Annotated in this window: 16 protein-coding genes, 1 pseudogene and 4 CRISPR repeat arrays; of the genes and pseudogenes, 6 read left to right on the top strand and 11 right to left on the bottom strand. The window is 69.2% G+C overall.

The genetic code is table 11. The features are described from left to right. Positions 1–421: 421 nt before the first annotated feature. The 5 genes from ACF062_RS37690 to ACF062_RS37670 all read right to left on the bottom strand — a co-directional run bounded on the left by ACF062_RS37690 (position 422) and on the right by ACF062_RS37670 (position 3,050). The gene (locus ACF062_RS37690; RefSeq protein WP_392144641.1) at positions 422–613 is read right to left on the bottom strand and encodes a DUF5999 family protein; all 192 of its coding nucleotides are present in this window, start codon (positions 611–613) and stop codon (positions 422–424) included. Positions 614–808: 195 nt separating this feature from the next. Then, entirely contained in the window at positions 809–982 is a 174-nt protein-coding gene (locus ACF062_RS37685; RefSeq protein WP_392144507.1) for a hypothetical protein, read from the bottom strand. 75 nt (positions 983–1,057) lie between these two features. Next, complete coding sequence (locus ACF062_RS37680) at positions 1,058–1,315, bottom strand: WhiB family transcriptional regulator (protein WP_392144505.1); 258 nt, start codon at positions 1,313–1,315, stop codon at positions 1,058–1,060. A gap of 247 nt (positions 1,316–1,562) precedes the next feature. Continuing rightward, on the bottom strand, positions 1,563–2,369 hold the full coding sequence (locus ACF062_RS37675; RefSeq protein ID WP_392144504.1) for a hypothetical protein: 807 nt from the start codon (positions 2,367–2,369) through the stop codon (positions 1,563–1,565). A gap of 297 nt (positions 2,370–2,666) precedes the next feature. Further along, entirely contained in the window at positions 2,667–3,050 is a 384-nt protein-coding gene (locus ACF062_RS37670; protein WP_392144502.1) for a hypothetical protein, read from the bottom strand. Positions 3,051–3,237: 187 nt separating this feature from the next. Between ACF062_RS37670 and ACF062_RS37665 the strand changes: the two genes are divergently transcribed. From ACF062_RS37665 to ACF062_RS37645, 5 genes are all read left to right on the top strand, one after another. After that, complete coding sequence (locus tag ACF062_RS37665; RefSeq protein ID WP_190175236.1) at positions 3,238–3,570, top strand: GntR family transcriptional regulator; 333 nt, start codon at positions 3,238–3,240, stop codon at positions 3,568–3,570. A gap of 153 nt (positions 3,571–3,723) precedes the next feature. Continuing rightward, positions 3,724–5,151 (top strand): helix-turn-helix domain-containing protein, encoded by a 1,428-nt coding sequence (locus tag ACF062_RS37660; RefSeq protein WP_392144500.1) that lies wholly within the window; start codon positions 3,724–3,726, stop codon positions 5,149–5,151. A gap of 21 nt (positions 5,152–5,172) precedes the next feature. Further along, a complete protein-coding gene (locus tag ACF062_RS37655; RefSeq protein ID WP_392144498.1) occupies positions 5,173–5,856 on the top strand; it encodes a RibD family protein in 684 nt (227 codons plus the stop codon). Continuing rightward, on the top strand, positions 5,856–6,323 hold the full coding sequence (locus tag ACF062_RS37650; protein ID WP_392144496.1) for a deaminase: 468 nt from the start codon (positions 5,856–5,858) through the stop codon (positions 6,321–6,323). The genes ACF062_RS37655 and ACF062_RS37650 overlap by 1 nt, the downstream gene beginning before the upstream one ends. 1,378 nt (positions 6,324–7,701) lie before the next feature. Continuing rightward, complete coding sequence (locus ACF062_RS37645) at positions 7,702–9,387, top strand: hypothetical protein (protein WP_392144639.1); 1,686 nt, start codon at positions 7,702–7,704, stop codon at positions 9,385–9,387. 557 nt (positions 9,388–9,944) lie between these two features. Continuing rightward, positions 9,945–10,583: direct repeats of the CRISPR family, unit length 29 nt; unit sequence GGGACCATCCCCGCGGGCGCGGGGAGCAG. Positions 10,584–12,130: 1,547 nt separating this feature from the next. After that, positions 12,131–12,586: a CRISPR direct-repeat array (repeat unit 29 nt; unit sequence GGGACCATCCCCGCACGCGCGGGGAGCAG). 502 nt (positions 12,587–13,088) lie between these two features. Here ACF062_RS37645 and ACF062_RS37640 read toward each other — a convergent pair. The 3 genes from ACF062_RS37640 to ACF062_RS37630 are packed head-to-tail and all read right to left on the bottom strand — an operon-like array spanning position 13,089 to position 14,724. Next, positions 13,089–13,940, bottom strand: a complete 852-nt coding sequence (locus ACF062_RS37640; RefSeq protein WP_392144494.1) for a helix-turn-helix domain-containing protein — start codon at positions 13,938–13,940, stop codon at positions 13,089–13,091. Positions 13,941–13,964: 24 nt separating this feature from the next. Further along, positions 13,965–14,492 carry a DUF6879 family protein gene (locus ACF062_RS37635; RefSeq protein WP_392144492.1) on the bottom strand — a complete coding sequence of 176 codons (528 nt, stop codon included), beginning with the start codon at positions 14,490–14,492 and terminating at the stop codon, positions 13,965–13,967. Next, positions 14,464–14,724, bottom strand: coding sequence for a hypothetical protein (locus tag ACF062_RS37630; protein ID WP_392144490.1), 261 nt, complete (start codon positions 14,722–14,724; stop codon positions 14,464–14,466). The genes ACF062_RS37635 and ACF062_RS37630 overlap by 29 nt, the downstream gene beginning before the upstream one ends. A 795-nt stretch (positions 14,725–15,519) precedes the next feature. Then, positions 15,520–15,975: direct repeats of the CRISPR family, unit length 29 nt; unit sequence GGGACCATCCCCGCAGGCGCGGGGAGCAG. An 872-nt stretch (positions 15,976–16,847) separates the two neighbouring features. Further along, positions 16,848–17,730: a CRISPR direct-repeat array (repeat unit 29 nt; unit sequence GGGGCCATCCCCGCGCGTACGGGGAGCAG). Between the two features lie 188 nt (positions 17,731–17,918). Between ACF062_RS37630 and ACF062_RS37625 the strand changes: the two are divergent. Further along, positions 17,919–18,597, top strand: a pseudogene (locus ACF062_RS37625) (transposase); the annotation flags it as partial. A 25-nt stretch (positions 18,598–18,622) separates the two neighbouring features. Here ACF062_RS37625 and ACF062_RS37620 read toward each other — a convergent pair. From ACF062_RS37620 to ACF062_RS37610, 3 genes are all read right to left on the bottom strand, one after another. Then, on the bottom strand, positions 18,623–19,030 hold the full coding sequence (locus ACF062_RS37620; RefSeq protein WP_392144637.1) for a hypothetical protein: 408 nt from the start codon (positions 19,028–19,030) through the stop codon (positions 18,623–18,625). Between the two features lie 932 nt (positions 19,031–19,962). Next, positions 19,963–20,334 (bottom strand): fic family toxin-antitoxin system, toxin component, encoded by a 372-nt coding sequence (locus ACF062_RS37615; RefSeq protein WP_392144489.1) that lies wholly within the window; start codon positions 20,332–20,334, stop codon positions 19,963–19,965. Next, positions 20,331–20,588: a hypothetical protein gene (locus ACF062_RS37610; RefSeq protein ID WP_392144487.1), complete on the bottom strand. Its 258-nt coding sequence runs from the start codon at positions 20,586–20,588 to the stop codon at positions 20,331–20,333. Before ACF062_RS37610 ends, ACF062_RS37615 begins: the two co-directional genes overlap by 4 nt. Between the last annotated feature and the right edge of the window lie 148 nt (positions 20,589–20,736).

Raw genomic sequence — 20,736 nt, 5'->3', positions numbered from 1 at the left:
TCGATGCGGCTCCCGCCGGGCAGGCGCGAAGTTAGCTCTCGGGGAACCGCGGGGCGTGTCGACGGAGGTCCAGCTCTCCGCCACCGCCCCCACTGGCCGCCGGGATACGACAGCCGCGGGGCGGGCAAGTGACAGTCACCTAGTGAGGCCGGGCAGGTCGGGATGTCATCCCCAGGAGCGGCCGCAGCCGCCACAGTTGCTCGCGGTGTCGGCGTTGTCCGTGGCGCCGCACCCGCCGTTGCCCTCGCACGTCCATCCAAGGGTGAAGGAGCGAGCCATACGACGCGAAAAGCGGGTGAGGAAGAAGAGCATGGTCATCGTCCTTACTGTCTGCGGGCCGGACTGTCCGACTCCCTGACATCGCCCGCACCGCCCACCGCGAAGGGCAGCGGCAGCCGGTGCGGGCGGTGCCAGGCAGCCGTCAGACCAAGGCGGCGATGGGGCGGTGCGGAGCGACGACCTGCCCGTCGGGCAGGAGCTCACCGGTGTCCTCAAAGAGCAGGACGGCGTTGCACAGCAGGCTCCAGCCCTGCTCCGGGCGCGCGGCCACGACGACGGCGGCCTCCCGGTCCGGGCTGGCGGCCGACGGGCACTTCGGGGTGTGCGTGCACAGCGAGTCAGGCAACATGGCGCCGGTCGTCGCGGTGTCGAGCGGGATGCTGCTACGCATGGGCTCTCCTAGGGGGAAGCCCGGGATGGTCTCCCGGGCTGGAGGAGTGCGAAAGGCCGGCCGCCCGTCATGCGGGCGACCGGAATGGTGAAGCAGCACTGCACGGGACGGGAGTTGGTGTGCTCTCCCGTCCGGCGGTCAGCGCTTCTTCTTCTGCTGGGTGAGGTAGGCGTCCTGAAGCCGGGTGAACGACTCATGCAGGCGCCGGCCGGTCGTGCACAGCGCGTCTGGCGAGCACTGCGTGCAGTCCCGGCGGTGCGCGCGGCTGGCGGCCGCAGCCTTCATGTAGCGGGCGTACAGGTCGTCAGCCACGAGAGCGGCGCCCAAAGTCGTACCGCCGGTTGATGCGGTGCAGCTTGTCGGCGAGCTGCTGACGCTCGGTATCACTCACGCCAGCCGCCGGGCCGCCCGCTTCCGGGCGGCCCGGCGCCTCAGCGACCTCCGCTCGTCCTCGGACAGGCCACCCCAGACACCCTCGTCCTGCCCGGCCTCGAGAGCCCACTGCAGGCACTGCTCCATGACCGGGCAGCGGCGGCAGACCGCCTTGGCCTCCGCAATCTGCAGCAGGGCCGGGCCCGTGTTGCCGATGGGGAAGAACAAGTCCGGGTCTTCTTCGCGGCAGACCGCGTTGTGTCGCCAGTCCATTTCCGTCACTTCCCGCCCCGGGCGCGGCGCAGGGCCTCGTCCATGTCCGGGTCCGAGTCGGTGGTGGCGATCGGGCGTGCGATGCTGGTGGGCATCAGGTCCTCCAGTTCAGGTCCTGGACAGCCCCGGGGGGTTCCAAGTCGCCGGGGCTGTCGCCTTGGTGGCTGGTCGTACGAGCAGCCACGGCCCTGGCCGCCCCTGTACCTCGGGGCGGCCAGGGCCGTGGTCGTTCGTGCCAGAATGCGGCTCAGGACGGCGACGTCACCGTGCTCTTCCAGGCGTACTGCCTGCCCAGTTCTGACTGCCGTTGGTCGTGCGCCTCCACGTCCTGCGGCAGCATCGGGAGGCCGGGGCCGCGGAACTCGGAGTGTCCCGGAGTCCGCGCCGTGCAGATGTTGTTCGCCTTCTCGACTTCCTCGCCGCCGTGCCGGGCCCACTGCGCCTTGCGGACGGTCGGTGCCAACTGCTTCCGTGCGGCGCGCTGCTCCTGGCGTTTCAGCTGCTCGCGGGCCTCGCGGCGGGCTGGCTCCTCCTGGAGGGCGAGGACGTACCGGCGAGCCAGGACGCCGCCGTCCGTGCAGTGCTGGCCGTCGACGCACCGGATGCAGCCCTTACGGTGGGCGAGGTAGGACTGGCGGGTCGTCTCCAGCGTGACCTCCGCGGTGATCCGGGAGACTGGGGCGGCCGGGGCCGGGAGCGGCTTGTAGAACTGGCGGGCGGCGCGGCGGTTGTCCTGCGGCATCGCGTCGCGCAGCAGGCGGTCCTGCTTGGCCTGCCAGCACTGGACGTCGATGTCGACGACCACGAGCTGGTCGCTGCCGGGGCAGGTGGTGTGCTTCTGGCCTTCCGCCAGCTTGTCGCTGATGCAGTGTTCGCGGATCTTGAGGACCGTGTCGCCCATGATCCGGCGCCAAGTGCGGCAGTCGGGGCAGGCGATCGACTTCGTCTCGCCGGGCCGGACATTGTAGTCCTCCGGGGCCATGCTGCTGAGCAGCAGTGGCTCACGGCGGTTGGTGTTCTTGGTCCGGACGCGGCCGGGACGCTTGCGGGGCATCGAATCCTCCTGACATGGGTTCGGGTGCGGGTGCTGCCTTCTCTGCCGCGCCAGGCCAGCCTTTCGACACGGGTAGTCCTGGCGGACAGACAGCGCAGCAAGCACTGTTCGCGGTAGATCAGGTGGAGCTATTCAGTACAGGCGCCTAGGCCGGGGGAGCTCGGCTCACCCCACTGCCGCCACCTCCGAAGAGGCAGTGGCTCCTGCTGTTTTGCGGTCAAGCGGTCGGTATCTGGCCGCTTCAACCGCCGCCACCGGAGGTGGCGACGATAGGAGCCGACAGAGCCGAGGCTGAGGTCAGGCCGCGAGCGGCAGAGGCGCCGCGACGGCCGGCCGTCGCGGGATGCGCAGCTGCGCGGCGTAGGGGAGGAGCACGTCGACCAGGCGCTCGCGCACCAGCTCGGTGGCGGTCGGGTCGGTGGCGAGGATGTCGCGGGCGGCGAGCATTCGGTTCTCGCGTGCCTCGATCGCGGCGACGGCGGCGGTGATGTCCAGGCCATTCAGCCGCTCGTGGGGAAGGGCGCCGACCTCGAACATCTCCAGCGGTGTACCGAAGGCGACGTCCAGGTCCAGGCCGGCGAAGTCGGGCAGCGACACCTCCACCGCTTCCAGGAGCGCGAGCGTCTCAGCGTCAAACTTCTCGGTGGCGAGGCCGACGGCGGGGCGGCGGGTGGTGTTCATGAGGTGGTGCTCCCTTCGAGTTCGGGCTCTACGTGATCCCAGGAAGTGGTAGGTGGGGGCCTTTACCGCCCCGCTCGCCTTGTCGGCATAGCCAACTTAGCTGATAGAGTTGGGGGCGTGTCAAGCACTTGATTGAGGAAGCTAAGGAAGCTAGCTAAGGCGAGGGGGTCGACCTACGATGTCGCTCATGAGCAACGAGGCCGTGCAGCCGTACCAGCGAATCGTTCAGGATGTCCGCGACAAGATCCGCTCCGGCCGCTGGACCGCCGGGACGAAACTGCCGAGCATCGGCGAGCTGGCAGAGGAGTACGGCGTCGCGGCCGGCACCGTCCAGCGAGCCCTGACCGAGCTGCGCACGGCTGGGCTCATCTACTCGCACCAAGGGCGCGGCTCCTTCGTCACGGAGACCGCCTCCGAGTCCAGCGAGGACTCGACTGCCCGCGCTCTCCGAGCACTTGAGGAGCAGGTCGCCGACCTCGCCGCACGCCTCGAAAGGATCGAGAAGGGCCGAAGCGACTGACGTCCTTCCTCGCGTCCCGTTGCGCATGTTCGTCCCTCCCTGGCCGGTCCAACTTCATTAGCAAAGTTGTAGGCCCGACCACGGAGCTGGTTCTAGGTCTGACATGTGTCCAGCCGCTGGACACACCGATAGGAGACATGGAGGGGGATCAGCGTGGGGCAGAAGCCGAACGTTCTGACCCCGGAGGCATCGCCCCTGGACCGCTTCGGCTACACGGTTCGAGACCTCCGCGAGCGCCGCGGCCTCAGCCTGCGGGGGCTTGCGGAAGCCACCTTCTGCTCATACTCCAAGCTGTGGAAATGGGAGAACGCGAAGCGCGCTCCGAGGTACCGCTCCGAGGTCGAAGAGCTGGACCGCGTACTCAACGCCCAAGGCCTGCTGATCGAGCTGTGGGAGCGCATCGGCGCGGATGATTCCCCGCGGGGCCATGTGTCCGTTTCAGGGCTCCATGTGTCCGAATCATCGGTGAACCTGGCCATGGCCGCATCCCAGCAGGCAACGTCGGACGATGAGGGGATCTTTGTCCCCGCTCGTCTACGGGATGGATCGGTGGTTTTCGTGGCGCTCGATCGACGCGCGATGCTGCGTGGCGGGATGGGGCTTGGCGCAGCAGCTGCACTGGGCGGGGGGACACCGGCAGCCGCCAGCTCCCTCCCGAGCCTGACACGGCCTGCCCGATTGACTTCCGCCTACAGCGGCACACCGGTGGAACACTTCCAGCGTGCGCGCCGCCTGCTGATCGACAGCGACAACCTCCTCGGCCCCGGCCGAGCCATCGCGGCCGCCCGCCAGCACATCGAGGACATCAAGGCCCTGCGCCAGGACGCGAAGGGCACCGACCGCCACGCCCTCATGGAACTCCAGACGCAGTACGCGGAATTCGCCTCCTGGCTCTACCAGGACCTGGGCGACTTCGACAGCGCGCAATTCTGGCTCGATCGGGCGTTCCAGTGGAGCCACACCGTCGGGGACAGCGACCTGACCTCGTACGTGATGGCCCGCAAGGCTCAGCTCGCCGGCGAAATGCGCGATCTGGTCGACGTCGTCGACCTCGCCGAAGCGGCGCAGCGCATGGCCCGCCCCCGCAGCCGGCTCGCCGCCGTCGCCCGGACCTACGAGTCGTACGGGCGCGCGTTGCGCGGTGAATCGACCGACAGCGCGCGTGCGATCGACGACGTACGCAACGCTCTCGATCGCGTCTCCGGCGACACGACCCCGTGGGGCGTGTGGCTGAACGAGCAGTATGTCCAGGTGCACCGGGCACAGAGCCTGGAGGTGCTGGGCAAGCACGCGGAGGCCGCCGAAATCTTCACCAGCGCCATCGAGGCACTGCCCGACGGCTACCACCGCGACCGAGGTGTCTACATGGCTCGGGCCGCCGTGGCACACGCCGGTGCTGGTGCACCCGACCAGGCCGCCGCGGTCGGCCTCCAGGCCCTGACCGTCGCCAACGACACGGGCTCGGGCCGGATCGTCCAGGAGCTCGCGCGTCTCGACAAGGCGCTGGTGCCCTGGCAGCGCCAGCCCGAGGTCGCGGAGTTCCGCGCGCACTTCGACGGCACCCTCTCCCACGAATCCTGAGCAGAACGGATCACATCACCTATGACCACGCGTCCGTACGTCATCCTCTCCGCTGCCATGTCGGTCGACGGCTACCTGGACGACGCCAGCCCCGAGCGGCTGCGTCTGTCCAACGCAGCCGACTTCGACCGCGTCGACCAGGTCCGCGCGGAGGCCGACGCCATCCTGATCGGCGCGACGACCATGCGGAAGGACAACCCGCGCCTCTTGGTCAACAGCGAGGAACGCCGGGCTCAGCGCGTTGCCGAGGGCAAGCCGGCCTACCCGCTCAAGGTCACGGTCACCCGGACCGGGGACCTCTCCGCCGACCTCAATTTCTGGCACCACGGCGGCGAGAAGCTGGTCGTCACCGTCGACAGCGCAGTGGAGAAAGTGCGCACCACGCTCGACGGCCTCGCCGACGTCGTCAGTGTCGGCCCGGACCTCGACTGGGGCCTGGTCCTCGATGAGCTCGGTCGCCGGGGCGTCGGCCGACTCATGGTGGAGGGCGGCGGCACGATTCACACCCAGCTCATGGCCGCGAACCTCGCCGACGAAGTACACCTGGCCATCGCGCCCTTGCTGGTGGGCCAGCCGGAGGCGGCGCGATTCCTGGGCGCCGCCGACTACCCCGGCGGATCGACAGCCCGGATGAAGGTGATGGAGATCCGGGCGATCGACGATGTCATCTTCGTCCGCTACTCCCCGAAGGAGCGCACCGCCTGATGTACGCACCCGACCGAGCCCAGGACTTGCGCTGGATACAGCGCGCGATCGACCTCGCTGCGCTGTGCCCTCCGGCCGCCGGCGCCTACTCGGTCGGAGCGGTCATCGTCGGCGAGGACGGCAGCGAGTTGGCGTCCGGCTACTCCCGGGCGACCGGCCCCCGCGAGCATGCGGAGGAAGTCGCCCTCGCCCAACTCCCGCCGAGCGAGCCGCGCCTCGCGGGGGCGACGATCTACAGCACGCTGGAGCCTTGCTCCCAGCGCAGCGCCTCCCGTACGCCGTGCGCGCAGCGAATCCTCGAGGCCGGCATCCCGCGCGTAGTCATCGCCTGGCGCGAGCCGAGCCTGTTCGTCGACAACTGCGTCGGTTACGAGCAGCTGGTAGAGGGCGGGGTGACGGTGGTGGAACTGCCCGAGCTGACGGCGGCCGCGAAGGCTGTCAACGCGCACTTGGGGGACCTCGCATGACGGAGCAGGTGTACGCCATTGGGTCGCCTAGCAACTGGACCGTCACCTGGACTCGTTGGTCACCAAGGGGTGCGCCCGCCAACGACCGCCTATTCGAAGTGATCGGCCCCATCAGCTGTTCACCGTTCGGAGGCCAGCATGACGGTCCGCCGGGCGCGGGCGCTGGCGGGGCTCGTGGGGCTGACAGCGCGTCAAGTAGTGGTCCGACACGTTGTCACCTGTCGTCACTCTGTGGGGTGTCAGGGGAGTAGGGTGGCTGCGGACTTGATCCGAAGCAGTACAGGAAAAAGCCCCCGGGACCTTAGGCAAGTCCATGGGGGCTCTCGGCCGGGAGAAGACTCCCGACCCGGCGACCCACCTTTTCGTGAGAAAGGCGGCCGCGTGATGCAGGGTACCCGTACCCGCGCGTGGACACACACCACCCCGCTGTTGCAGCGACACCCGAGCGTCGCTCCGGTAGGGCGCCCGCGTATGCGCGCCGTCACCTCTTCCACGCCGGCAGCGGTGATCTGCCGGACTCGTCACAGCTTCTGCGCTGTTCCTGACCTTCCGCGCCAGATCGGCTGCGGGTACACGACGCCCCTGAAGGGGGTCGCAATGAGTTAGCGGATACAAGCGGCCTACCTGCCGCTGGGCCCGGCCCCTCGGTGATGCCACTCACCGGAGCACGGCGCCCCTTCTGATCTCCGGTTCCGGCCTGCCACAGCCCTCCGGAGGAGTTGCCCGCCCCGGTGCCAGCCGGCTGCGAGCGATTCAATTTTCGGTTCTGCCAGAACCACGAAGCCCACGGTGGGGCTTCGTCATGCCATCGAGGCTCCGCCGCGACAACAGGAGCCAGTTTGCCGTACCGTCGCGCCGTTTTCCAGTCCAACTATGCCCGTTTCACCCTGGTTCGCCGGAGCCGTGCGGCCTATCCAGCGGGACATCACACGTCGGTTCACCCGGTTCGTCCCATGGGAGTCGTACCGGAAGCAGATATATCCCCCCGCTCTGTCACACCGGACTCGTTCTTCACACCTGTAGCGGATGTGACGACCTCTACCACTCTGCTCGCCGACTCCATTCCATCTGACGGGACCCACACCAAGATCAATAGCTGTCGAGCGGGAGCGCCGACGGTATTCACGGTGGCACGGCCTCTGGCCACAGGCCGTCCCGTGCATGGTCGGCGGATGGATCACGAAGCGCGCGTTTTGCCTGCTGCGGGGGGTGTCCGCTTTGGCGTGTACACCGGCCCGATGACGACACAGACGATGTTGGGATGTTCGGCCCTTGCGGTCTCCGCCGCTCCTGCCGGGGCGGTGGGCCGGTGAGTGCTGTCATAGAGCCGGTGGTTGCGTCGACGGGTCTGGTTCGTCGGCAGCGTGTTCGTGTGCCGATGAGTCTGGTCCGGTCGTCGGCCTATCAGGACGTGGCGCTGTCGGTGTACGTGAAGGTGAAGGCGCTGGCGTCGCGGCCGGAGGGCTGCCAGGCGCGGACGGAGACGATCGCGTCGTACCTGGGGCTGTCGACGGCGTCGGTGGAGCGGGGGATGACCCAGCTGCGCCGTCCGGGTCCGGACGGTGTGGTGGAGCTGCGTTCGGAGCGCCGCACGATGCCTGGCGGGACGGGGCAGTCGGCGGTGCGCACGGTGCGGCCGATGGCGCGGGAGGAGGCGTTCGTGTGGCTGCCGGTGGCAGCCGCGGAGGACCTCACGCCCCGGCAGCTTCGGGTGTACGCGCTGGTGGCGTACGCGCAGGCGCGGGGGATCGCGCTGACGGAGGCGGAGCTCGCCTCGTGCCTGCGGCACCACTCGGGCAAGAAGGCCGGCGAGGCGCTGTCGGTGACGGCGGCCTCGGCGGTCGTGGACGAAGTGGAGGCGGCGCGCTGGATGACGGTGCAGCGGCGTGCGGGGGCTCGGGGCCGGAACCTGTACATCGCGCACGACCTTGCTCCGGAGGCCCGCGCGGACGTCCCGGCCGACGGTCGCGGCGCTGCTATGGAGGCCGTTGAGGCGGCTGTGGACAGTGGTTTTGAGGAGACGGCCAGTTCCCAAGTTGGTGAGGGATCGGGTTCCCCGGTTGGTGAGGGATCCCTCGCGAATAGGGAAGTACCTATGACTGACTCACCTGATGACGGGCGCGCGCTCTTGTCGCCCGCCGTAGGCGAGGTACAGGTGGGTAAGGCAGCTAGGCCTGTGGAAAACCCGGCCGGTGGTGAAGATGCGGCCGCTGCAGGCGAGGGTGGTCTCGCGCTTCGCGCGGGTGGGCAGACCCAGTCCTCCCCCTCGAAGCCGAAGAACCGCAGCAGCAGGAACGGGGCCGCGGCCCGGTCGTACGACGGCCCACGGCTGGCGATGAACGCGCAGATCTACGCCGTGCTGGAGCCGGTCCACGTGCTACTGGAGCAGGTGAACGATTTCGTGGCGCGGAAGGTGGCCCGTGAGGTGGGCCGCCAGCTGCGTGAAGGCACCTCGCCCAAGCGGCTGCAGCACCGGCTGACCGCCCGGCTGGCCAAGGTAATGCTCTCCGACATCAAGGACCCGGGCCGCTGGCTGCTGGGGGTGGCTCTGCCCCGGTGGGGCTGCGGGTACCAGGACTGCGAGACCGGGGTGATCTGGCGGACCGGCGCCGCGTGCGAGATCTGCGCGGAGGTCGTCCAGGACAAGGCCGCCGCCCGGCAGCGTGAGCAGTGCCTCGCCCGGGGCCTATGCCCCGAGCACGGCACCCGTCTCGGCCCGTCGGGGCGTTGCACGGCGTGCGAGCTGGATGACGCGACCACCCGGCCGACCCTGGCCGTGGTGGTGCAGCAGCGGATGCCGGGCGGTCCGCCGCGCGGTTCCTGCGGCGACTGCGGTGCGCGGATCATATTGACCGGCCAGGCCCTCGAGGACGGGCTGTGCAAGCTGTGCCGCGAGGAAGCTGGCGCCCTGGCTGCCGACCATGCGCCCGTAGCCTCCGGCGTGTCCGAGACCCCGGTCTGCTCAGGCCGGGACGGGAACATCCCCTGCGGCCGTGAAGCCCTGCCGAGCCGCAGCGTGTGCGCCTGCCACCGGGTCCAGGCGCTCGCAGGAGTGGTGGCGTGAGGTCCCAGGAACAACAGCACCCCACGCCACCTGATGCAGCATGGGGCCATCCCCGCGCGTGCGGGGAGCAGACGTCTTGCACGTCCATGTTGGCCCCGCATTCGGGACCATCCCCGCAGCGCGGGGAACAGGCATGGAAGTCCTGGAGCCACTCGGTGAGCTTGGGACCATCCCCGCGGGCACGGGGAGCAGGATGAACCGGCCCTCGTCAAGTGCAGCCAGCCGGGACCATCCCCGCGGGCACGGGGAGCAGGCTCCTCGACCTGCAGGTTTGTTTACTGCTGGGAGCTGGTTTCGAGCAGTTTCATCGATTCGGCCATAACGCCTGTAAGGGGCAAAAGGGGGCTGGTCGTGCAGCGAGTATGCGCGCAGTACCTGAACACCCTATCCATGCAGGCGTAATGGCATGCCATCGTCAGGCCGGCAGGGGAGCCCCGGGCCGAGCCCGCGCAAGGCGTCGCCCCCCCCCGCGCGACACGAAGAGCACAAGGCGAGCCGGGCGACGCATTCGGGCGTAAGGAGCAGATCGCTCTGACCCTGGGCCTGGTCAACCTGGTGGGACCATCCCCGCGGGCGCGGGGAGCAGGACCCGCTCTTGGCGGTGTTGTCGCTCGTCGAGGGACCATCCCCCCACGCGCGGGGAGCAGGTGCGGGCCCAACTGCGGCGCTTGCTCAGTACGGGACCATCCCCGCACGCGCGGGGAGCAGGACCTCATCAGCCGCGGCGAGGCCAGCGGGCCGGGACCATCCCCGCGGGCGCGGGGAGCAGGCGATGGCTCGCCGCCCTCAGTGAGCTACAGCGGGACCATCCCCGCGGGGGCGGGGAGCAGTCTTTGATCCACCCGCCCATGGACTTGATCCCGGGACCATCCCCGCGGGCGCGGGGAGCAGATGATGTGGCCATCGTCCTCATCCGGGCCCAAGGGACCATCCCTGCGGGCGCGGGGAGCAGCCGCACGGCCACTAGCTCGCCGGCGCCGAGCAGGGACCATCCCCGCGGGCGCGGGGAGCAGGTGGAAAGGTCGTTCCATTCCCAGAACCGCAAGGGACCATCCCCGCGGGCGCGGGGAGCAGACCGTGGTGGTCTTCTTCGCTCCGCCCTTGTTGGGACCATCCCCGCGGGCGCGGGGAGCAGTCCCGCTCAGAGCGGACGTTGGGGCGCACGCGGGGACCATCCCCGCGGGCGCGGGGAGCAGACTCTTCGACCTGCAGGTTTTTCACTGCAAGGAGCTGGTTTCGAGCAGTTTCATCGATTCGGCCATAACGCCTGTAAGGGGCAAAGAGGGCTTGGAGTTCGTGCAGCGAGTACGCGCGCGGTGCCCGAACACCCTATCCATGCGGGCGTAATAACATGCCATCCAGGTCGGCAGGGGAGCCCCGGGCCAAGCCCACGCAAGGCGTCGCCCCCCCGCGCCACGAAGAGCACGAGACGAGCCGGGCGGCGGCTTCGCGTGCGGGGACCATCTTTCAGCCAGCCGCCCATGGACTGGATGCCGGGGCCACCCCCGCGCATGCGGGGAGCGGCGGGCGAGGTCCTCGGAGCCGCCGGAGGTGACGGGGGCATCCCCGCGGGCGCCGGGAGCAGTGGACCGTACGTAGGTGATGACCCCGTTGCCGGGGGACCATCCCCGCGGGCGCGGGGAGCAGCCGGCGCGGCAACCACACGGCGGCGTTCGGTGGGGCCATCCCCGCGCGTACGGGGAGCAGTGCAGGAACTCCTGCCAGGCGGTGGCGATGCTGGGGCCATCCCCGCGCGTACGGGGAGCAGGCGTCAAAGTTCCGGCGCATCAGCGGGATGAGGGGGCCATCCCCGCGCGTGCGGGGAGCAGCCGGCCGGGACCAACCCGGTGGGTGAGTGCGTGGGGGCCATCCCCGCGCGTGCGGGGAGCAGCGATCCTCTGGTCGATTCCACGAATGCGTACCGGGGCCATCCCCGCGCGTGCGGGGAGCAGGCCCGGCCCGCGTCGTCGTAGACGATGACCTTGGGACCATCCCCGCGCATGCGGGGAGCAGGGCAGGCAGCGCAGCGTTGAGGCGGTCGAGTTGGGACCATCCCCGCGCATGCGGGGAGCAGTCGACGCGGCGTCCGGCGACAGCCTGGAGTGCGGGACCATCCCCGCGCATGCAGGGAGCAGCCGTTCATGCTGGGCAGCGGGCCCCACATGTGGGGACCATCCCCGCGCATGCGGGGAGCAGTCGATAGCCGCGCCGCCCGCGTCGTAGTAGATAGGACCATCCCCGCGCATGCGGGGAGCAGAGAGCACCGGAGTGAAATCCCGGAGGTCACTGGGGACCATCCCCGCGCATGCGGGGAGCAGGTCTCCGGAACGAAGACCGTGACCAACTCTCCGGGACCATCCCCGCGCATGCGGGGAGCAGTTTCGTCACGTGACGAAACCGAGACGGGCCGCGGGACCATCCCCGCGCATGCGGGGAGCAGACTCCTCGACCTGCAGGTTTGTTACTGCCGGGAGCTGGTTTCGAGCAGTTTCATCGATTCGGCCATAACGCCTGTAAGGGGCAAAAGGGGAGGCTGGGAGTTCGTGCAGCGAGTACGCGTGGTGCCTGAACACCCTATCCATGCGGGCGTACTGGCATGCCGCGTCAGGTCGGCAGGGGAGCCCCGGGCCAAGCCCGCGCAAGGCGTCGCCTCCCCCGCGACACGAAGAGCACGAGACGAGCCGGTCGACGCATTCGGGCGCAGAGAGCAGATCGCCCTGCCCCTGGGTCTGGTCAACCTGATGGGACCATCCCCGCGGGCGCGGGGAGCAGCCGCACCTGCTACGACGGTTGGGTCCGGCATCGGGACCATCCCCGCACGCGCGGGGAACAGGCGGACCTCTTTCGATTCCGAGCTGGTGCGGAGGGACCATCCCCGCACGCGCGGGGAGCAGCGTCACTCGGTCCTGCTCCAGGCCCGGACCGTGGGACCATCCCCGCACGCGCGGGGAGCAGGTCAACGGGATCTACGAGCGAGGCCGCGGCCAGGGACCATCCCCGCACGCGCGGGGAGCAGTCGGCACATTGAGCCAGGGGGAAGATCGAGTGGGGACCATCCCCGCACGCGCGGGGAGCAGTCCCACCATTCTTTGGAGATGTCCGCGAATTCGGGACCATCCCCGCACGCGCGGGGAGCAGACGCCGGGCCAGATGGCGGGCGGAACGCGAGCGGGACCATCCCCGCACGCGCGGAGAGCAGACTCCTCGACCTGCAGGTTTGTTACTGCCGAGAGCTGATTTCGAGCAGTTTCATCGATTCGACCATAACGCCAATAAGGGGCAAAGGGAGCTGGGGGTTCGTGCAGCGAGTATGTGCGCGGCACCTGAACACCCTATCCATGCAGGGGTAATGGCATGCCATCGCCAGGCCAGCAGGAGGGCCCGGCCAAGCCCACGCCAGGCGTCTCTCTCCCCCGCGCGACACGAAGAGCACGAGACGAACCGGGCGGCGAATTCGGCACAGGGAGCCAGCCGCACCGGGCACCACCCCCGCGGGCGCGGGGAGCAGCCGGCGCGGCCAAGCACACGGCGGCGTTCGGTGGGACCATCCCCGCGGGTGCGGGGAGCAGTCGATCCGGAACCGGGCGACCCACCGGCGCCTCAGGCCGCGCTCGACCCGCCCGCCGCCAGTACCCGTGACACAGGCCCCCTTTCGCCTTCGGGCGGGAGGGAACCTTTCGTCATGCCTGCCATCAGCCGCTTTAGTGCAGCGCTTCGATCGCGCGCACGATCAGCTCACGTGCTTCGTCGCCGTACACGGCCATGCCACGCAGCCGCCCGAAGGCAGAAGCGTAGAGGGCGATCTCGGATGGCTGCGTGACGTTTACCTCGGCGCTTACCAGCTCGACGGAGACGTGGACGTCGTCGTAGATGTGGAAGGTCTCCTCAGGCCAGCATGTCCGTCGGGCCGCCATGGGGATGATTCCCAGGGATACCGCAGGCAGCGCCCCGACGGCGAGAAGAAAACCAAGTTGGGCGGCCATCGCCTCGCGGCCGGCGATTTGGTAGCGCAGCACCGGCTCCTCGATGACCACCACGAAGTAGTGGCCCTGCTCTTGAATGATTCGGGACCGCTCGACCCGGGCGCGGGCAGCGTCAGCACTGTCGTCAACCGGCAGATCGTGCACATTCGCCGCGATCCCCAGGACGGCCTGCGCGTATCCCTCAGTCTGCAGTAACCCCGGGACGATGCTCGATGAGTACAGCCGGAAGGACTCCGTCTTACGGAACGCCTGCACCCGGCTCTCTTGCAGATGACGGAGCCCTGCACGGACTTGCTCGCGCCACTGCCGGTACATCGACTCTGCACTGATGGACTGCACTACGAGATCGTTCGCGTGATCGCCCGCACCGACTGCAGAGCACCACCGGCGAATGTCGGTAGCGGTGGGCCCGGTGCGGGCGTTCTCGATGCGGGACGTCTTGGAGTGGTGCCAGCCGCATGCCGCAGCCAGCTGCACAACCGTGAGCCCGGCTTCCTTCCGGAGGTCGCGCAGCCGGTGGGCGACCGCTTCGCGCGCGGCCTGGGCAGAGGTCGACGGTGAGGCGGGCATGGGAGGTCTGCCGGTGCCCTCTCTTCAGCGGATCTTGTAGCGGTCGTGCGGAGTGGCAAGGGCCCATACGGCATCGAACGCCTCGGCGCACAGCCGTGCGCTCGCTTCGTCGGTGGATACCTCGTGGCCGACGGAGGCGCCGTTACCGGAGAAAAACCCCCACCGCACAACCTGGCCGTCGAACAGCCAGAAGTCGTTGCCCGGGAGCGCAATAGCGGAGGCGTTACGCCGGGGCAGCCATCGCACGTCCTCACCCGCGTGCAGGTTGACGCTCGTGGAGGCGTGCTCGTAGCGGATGTAGTCGGTCACCGGCTCAGAGACGATGCGGGCCCGCCTAACCGAGACGCCGCGAGCCACGGCTTGAGAGACGAGGTCGACCCACGGGGCCCAGTCCGGGGAGGAGGGGTCCGTGTCGAGATGGCCGGTGTCGAGCCACTCCCGGAAGTCGTCGGCTTCTGCGGCTACTCCGTAGTGGTCCCGCATCTCCAGGTGCACGGCGGACCGTGTGGCGCCAGCGAAGAGGTCAGCGATGGTCGGAGCGTTCGAGGGCATCACACGCCTCCCTGATCATGCTCACCATGCGGGCGGGAATGCGGACGACGGCCTCACCCTTCGGAATGCCGACGGCGTGACCGGGCACTTCGAATGCGGCTGCTTCTGCGGCCATCTCGAGGCCTGGCTCCCACCCTTGGAAGACGAGTTCCTGCGCATGGTGATCGACCCAAACGGTCGGAGAGTCCGCAGTCTTCGTCTCAGGGTCGATACCGATGAACGTCAACGGCACGTCAACCTCCTTCTATCGGTGTGCAGTTCTGTGCGCCACCGTCGTGCAGCAGTTCCGCCCGGTCAAGAGGTAGCGGTCGAATTGCCCGAGCGAGAAAGCCCTCCTTGCACACACCTGCACATCGCTGGCTGTGGCGCACACCGCGCTCCTAGCGTCGGCAGGTACAGCGAAACCCCGGCGGCCGCGTGAACGGCCCCGGGGCGTGGCCGACTGTCAAGGAGTCGACGTGGACGACATTACGTGCCCAGCCTCCGGCGCAGGAAGTGGAGCGGTAACTGTCCAGGCGCCGCCCCTCAAGCTGCCCGATCCGGGCGGCCTCGCCGAGGATCAGGTGTGCGGTCGGCGCTGCGTCTGGTGCGCGGCTTCCCTGAACAACAGCGAGGCCGTCGACCTGGGCGCGCGCCAGGTGGACGCGCACGGCAGTGGCGCCCGCTGGTTCCCCCGCGGTTGCCGCCCCTGCGCGTACATGCACCTCTCCGAGGCATCCCAGGAGCACCGGAAAACCTGCAAGGCGTGTTCCACCAGCCTTCCGTGGTGCCGCACAGGCCAGGCGTTGTTCGGCGCGGCCATGCGGGCCGCCCGGCCGGTGCGGCGATGAGTGAGGGCGTGCGGTACTGCGCCCACCGCGACGAGCCGATCACTAAGCAGCACCCACGTCCGCTGTGAAGGAGTCCATCGCGGTTGGGGGTGACGTCATCTGGCGGCACACAACGTGCCCACGGCTTCCCGCCTTCGTACGGCGCACCCAGCGGTAGGCCTCCGTGCCGCCCCTCATGAGCCCGAGGACGACGGAGGGGGACCATCCCCGCGAGCGCGGGGAGCAGATCACCCGGCCGCCGATCTTCTCCCGCCACTGGGGACCATCCCCGCGGGCGCGGAGAGCAGAGGAATACGACGCGCCGAACCCCAATCAGTGGGGGGCCATCCCCGCAGGCGCGGGGAGCAGCCTTGTATCCGATCAGGTGTGCTACCGACGCGGGGGCCATCCCCGCGGGCGCGGGGAGCAGTGGGCGGCGCGCGAAGTGCGGGCCCGGTCGGTGGGGCCATCCCCGCGGGCGCGGGGAGCAGAACGGCTGGACGTGGGGAAGGTGTGAGGAACAGGGACCATCCCCGCAGGCGCGGGGAGCAGGAAGTACTCGGGGTGCGCACGTGGGAGATCACGGGACCATCCCCGCAGGCGCGGGGAGCAGCCGTTCTTGCGCGGCACGTCCACGTATAGCTCGGGACCATCCCCGCAGGCGCGGGGAGCAGCGCTCCTCGACCTGCAGGTCTGTTACTGGCTGCACCTGATTCCGAGCAACTTCATCGATCCGGCCATAACGCCCATAAGGGCCATAGAGAGCTGTGGGTTTGTACGGCGAGTACGCCTGCGTCGCCTGAACACCCTATCCAGGCAGGCGTAATGGCATGCCATCGTCAGGCCAGCAGGAGGGCCCGAGCCAAGCCCGCGCCAGGCATCCCCCCCCCCGCGACACGAAGAGCACGAGACGAGCCGGGCGACGAATTCTCGCGCGGGGAGCAGCACGACGCGCAGGCGCAGCTCAACTCAGTGATGGGGCCGTCCCTGCGGGCGCGGGGAGCAGCACCGCGGGCTACGCCGACTGGCCGGTGGGGCCATCCCCGCACGCGCGGGGAGCAGGCCCTGTCGGACGGCGAGCGGATCGCCTGGACGGGACCATCCCCGCGCATGCGGGGAGCAGATACAGGCTGCTGATCGCGCCGTGCAGGGCGCGGGACCATCCCCGCGCATGCGGGGAGCAGGACATGCGGGCGTGGACCCAGCGCCTGCTCTGGGGACCATCCCCGCGCATGCGGGGAGCAGACTCCTCGACCTGCAGGTTTGTTACTGCCGGGAGCTGGTTTCGAGCAGTTTCATCGATTCGGCCATAACGCCTGTAAGGAAAAAAGGGAAGGCTGGGAGTTCGTGCAGCGGGTACGCGTGGTGCCTGAACACCCTATCCATGCGGGCGTACTGGCATGCCTCGTCAGGTCGGCAGGGGAACCCTGGGCCAAGCCCGCGCAAGGCGTCGCCTCCCCCGCGACACGAAGAGCACGAGACGAGCCGGTCGACGCATTCGGGCGCAGAGAGCAGATCGCCCTGACCTGGGCCTGGTCAACCAGATGGGACCATCCCCGCAGGCGCGGGGAGCAGGCGGCGTGCTTCAGTGCCGGCCACGTCACGCCCGGGCCATCCCCGCGGGGGCGGGGAACAGCTGAAGATCGGCGAGGACTCCGACGAGTTCAAGGGGCCATCCCTGCGGGCGCGGGGAGCAGCAAACGGCACCGACGAAGGCCCTCGGGCCCGAGGGACCATCCCCGCACGCGCGGGGAGCAGGCCCGGGCCGACAGATCGGCGTCGATCATCGCGAGACCATCCCTGCACGCGCGGGGAGCAGGACCCGGCACCCGAACCCTCCTACGAGGGACTGGGACCATCCCCGCACGCGCGGGGAGCAGCGAACCGGCAGCCGCGTAAACCTCAGCACCGTGGGACCACCCCCGCACGCGCGGGGAGCAGGAAACACGATCCCTGCGCTCGCTGGTGCGCTCGGGGCCATCCCCGCGCGTACGGGGAGCAGCTTCGGCGTCCATCATCGGTGAGACGCAGGAAGGGGCCATCCCCGCGCGTACGGGGAGCAGACACCACGGACAACGAAGCCGCCAAGATCACCGGGGCCATCCCCGCGCGTACGGGGAGCAGACCAGGTGGTCACCCTGCCCCAACGGCCCGTTGGGGCCATCCCCGCGCGTACGGGGAGCAGCTCACCGCAACCGCCTACGCCGGCACCGCCACGGGGCCCTCCCCGCGCGTACGGGGAGCAGCCTTTTCATGCTCCCGCCCCGCCGATCAAACAGGGGCCATCCCCGCGCGTACGGGGAGCAGGTCACTTCGTCAATCAGAGTGATGTTCTTCGCGGGGCCATCCCCGCGCGTACGGGGAGCAGAGGAGCCACCGCAGGGGGGTACTCAGCTTCCGGGGGCCATCCCCGCGCGTACGGGGAGCAGACTCCTCGACCTGCAGGTTTGTTACTGCCGGGAGTTGGTTTCGAGCAGTTTCACCGATTCGGGCATAGCACCTGTAAAGGACAAAAGTGACAGCTAGAAGTTCGTGTAGCGAGTATGCATGCGGTGACTGAACACCCTATCCATGCAGGCGTGATGGCATGCCATCGTCAGGCCGGCAGGAGGGCCCAGGGCCGCGCCAGGCCCCCCCGGCCGTGACCTGGCTGCTGGAACGCTACGGCTCCCCAGCCGCGTTGCGGAAGGCCGGCCGCCGCAGACTCGTCGAAGTCATCCGGCCCAAGGCCCCACGCATGGCCCAGCGGCTGATCGACGACGTCTTCGACGCCCTGGACGAGCAGACCGTCGTGGTCCCGGGGACCGGCACCCTCGACGTCGTGATCCCATCTCTGGCCCGCTCGCTCACGGCCCTCCACGAACAACGTCGGGCCCTGGAAGCCCAGATCAAGGCCCTGCTGGAGGACCACCCTCTTTACAAGGTCCTTACCTCGATGCCGGGGGCCGCGGTCAGGACCGCCGCCGTGCTGCTGGTCACCGTCGGCGACGGCACTGGCTTCCCCACCGCCGCCCACCTCACCTCCTACGCCGGCCTCGCCCCGGCCACGAAGCCCTCGGGAACTTCGATCCACGGCGAACACGCACCCCGACGCGGAAACCGGCAGCTCAAACGGACGATGTTCCTCCCGCGTTCGACCCCGCCTCCCGCACCTACTACGACGGCTGTCGAGCTCGAGGGAAGACCCAACGCAGGCCCTTCTCAGCCTTGCCCGACAGCGGATCAGCGTGCTGTTCGCGATGCTCCGCGACGGCACCTTCTACGAACCCCGCCTCCCACAAGCAACGGCTGCATGAACCAGCCCAGGCAGGTCGATTCAGGTCAACACCTTGTGTCGCCTGTCCACACCGAGATTTCCGCGGCGCCCCGCCGGACAGCTTCTTCCTGGTCCTGGGCGAGATTCCTGCAGGCCGCTGCAACGTCCGGCACACCGTCCGGTCCCACGAGCGCGTCGTGCACCCCGGTCTGCAGCCAGTCAACCTGGTAGCCGTCAGCTTCGACAACCGCGAGAGCGATGAGTCTCACGGCGGCCACCGTCCCGATTCGGGCCAGGGCCTCTGCCGTCTGTCGCGTCACCGCCGTGTCCTCGGCATCCAGCAGCAGCCTCACCAGCACTTCCGCAGCCTCAGGAACATCGGCGAAGGAAGCGAGGTCACGCCCAGCACGAACACGTTGCGTCCACAAAGGAGACGACGCCTCAGCCAAGGCCGCCTCCAACCCACTCATCATCTCTGGCACGACGAGACAGTCTCATGCCCCACGAAGAAGCCCGAACCTCGGGCGGAAGCTACCCACCCGCTTGACGAAGGACATCGAGGCCCCCGCCACGCGAAGAGCCCGAGACGAGCCGGGCGGCGAGTTCAGGCGCAGGGAGCAGTCCTTCAGCCAGCCGCCCATGGTGATGCCGGCACCATCCCCGCAGGCGCGGGGAGCAGCTCGCCACCGTCCCAATCCTGCCCGGCCAGCAGGGACCATCCCCGCGGGCGCGGGGAGCAGGAAACACGATCCCTGCGCTCGCTGGTGCGCTCGGGACCATCCCCCCGGGCGCGGGGAGCAGACTGCGTGAGGATCGCCTGCACCTCGTAGATGTGGACCATTCCCCGCGGGCGCGGGGAGCACTCGAAGTCCGCCTCGAAGGAGACGTGGGCGGAGGGGCCATCCCCGCAGGCGAGGGGAGCAGACCTCGCATAGAACGACGAGGTAGATGGTCATGGGGCCATCCCCGCGCGTACGGGGAGCAGCTGTAGGCGACGCCGTCCACGTAGAGCTGGCCGGGGCCATCCCCGCGCGTACGGGGAGCAGGCGTCGTCCCAGGCGTCTTCTGCTGTCCATGCGGGGCCATCCCCGCACGCGCGGGGAGCAGACCAGCGAGGAGGCCGCCGCCGCAGCGGGCGCGGGACCACCCCCGTAGGCGCGGGGAGCAGACCAAGTTCGCTACCGCCTCGTCCCGGCCGTTGGGACCATCCCCGCGGGCACGGGGAGCAGGACGGCAAGCGCATCGCCACCGGCCAGCCCGTGGGACCATCCCCGCAGGCGCGGGGAGCAGCCGGCCGCCCCCAGAGAGCGAGCGGTCCGCAGGGGACCATCCCCGCACGCGCGGGGAGCAGACTCCTCGACCTGCAGTGGCCGAGTCGGGAACACCGGAAGGAAGTTGCTTCTTCCTACGGTTTCCAGGTGCGGAGGTATTCGGCGACCCGGCTGACCGTGCTGTGGGGGCTGTGCAGTTCGTGCGCGAGTGCGGTGAGTTGTTCGCGGGTGGGATTGACTGGGATGTTACTGGCCTCGAGGTACATCACGGCGACCGCGCAGGCCACGGTCAGGTTGGAGTTCTCCAGCCAGCGGCAACGGCCCAGCGTGTGCACGAGAGCCGCAGCCCGCGCGTAGGGACCGTCGTAGACAGGCCGTTCCATCAGCTCGCCGCGGTGACGGGCGACGGCCGCGATCGGCACCCCGTAATCATCCACAGCCGGGTCGCTGCGTGCGGCGCGTTGGGCGGCTTCCAAAATCCAGGACTCGTCGATGTGCAGGATCACGCCGCAGCACCCGGCTGCCGGCCTGCATACGGCTGGTCGAGCTGGCGCTCCAGGTCGTCGAGGAAGGTGCCGTGTTCATCGATGAGGCGCTGCGCGGCTGTCATGCCGGCCGCGCGTGCGCCGGTGGTGTCCTCCACGATCAGGGTTGCGATGTACCGGTTGAAGTCCAGGCCGCGTGCGGCTGCGGCTTCCTTGCCCGCAGCGAGGACATCAGGTTCGAGACGGAGCTGGGTCTGCTTCTTCGATGACGCCATAACAGTAAGGTAGCAGGGTGGTAGCCCGGGGCTGCGAACCATAGCCCTGTGGCCCAAGACGCCCTGGCGGCACTCAGGCGCTCTACGCGGCGGGACCATCCTCGCAGGCGCGGGAAGCAGAGCACGCGGACCGGGTGTGGAGTCGTCA

The organism is Streptomyces sp. NPDC015345 (assembly GCF_043078805.1).
In the GTDB taxonomy this organism is placed as follows: Bacteria; Actinomycetota; Actinomycetes; order Streptomycetales; family Streptomycetaceae; genus Streptomyces.
This window is presented reverse-complemented; position numbering and strand designations above follow the sequence as displayed.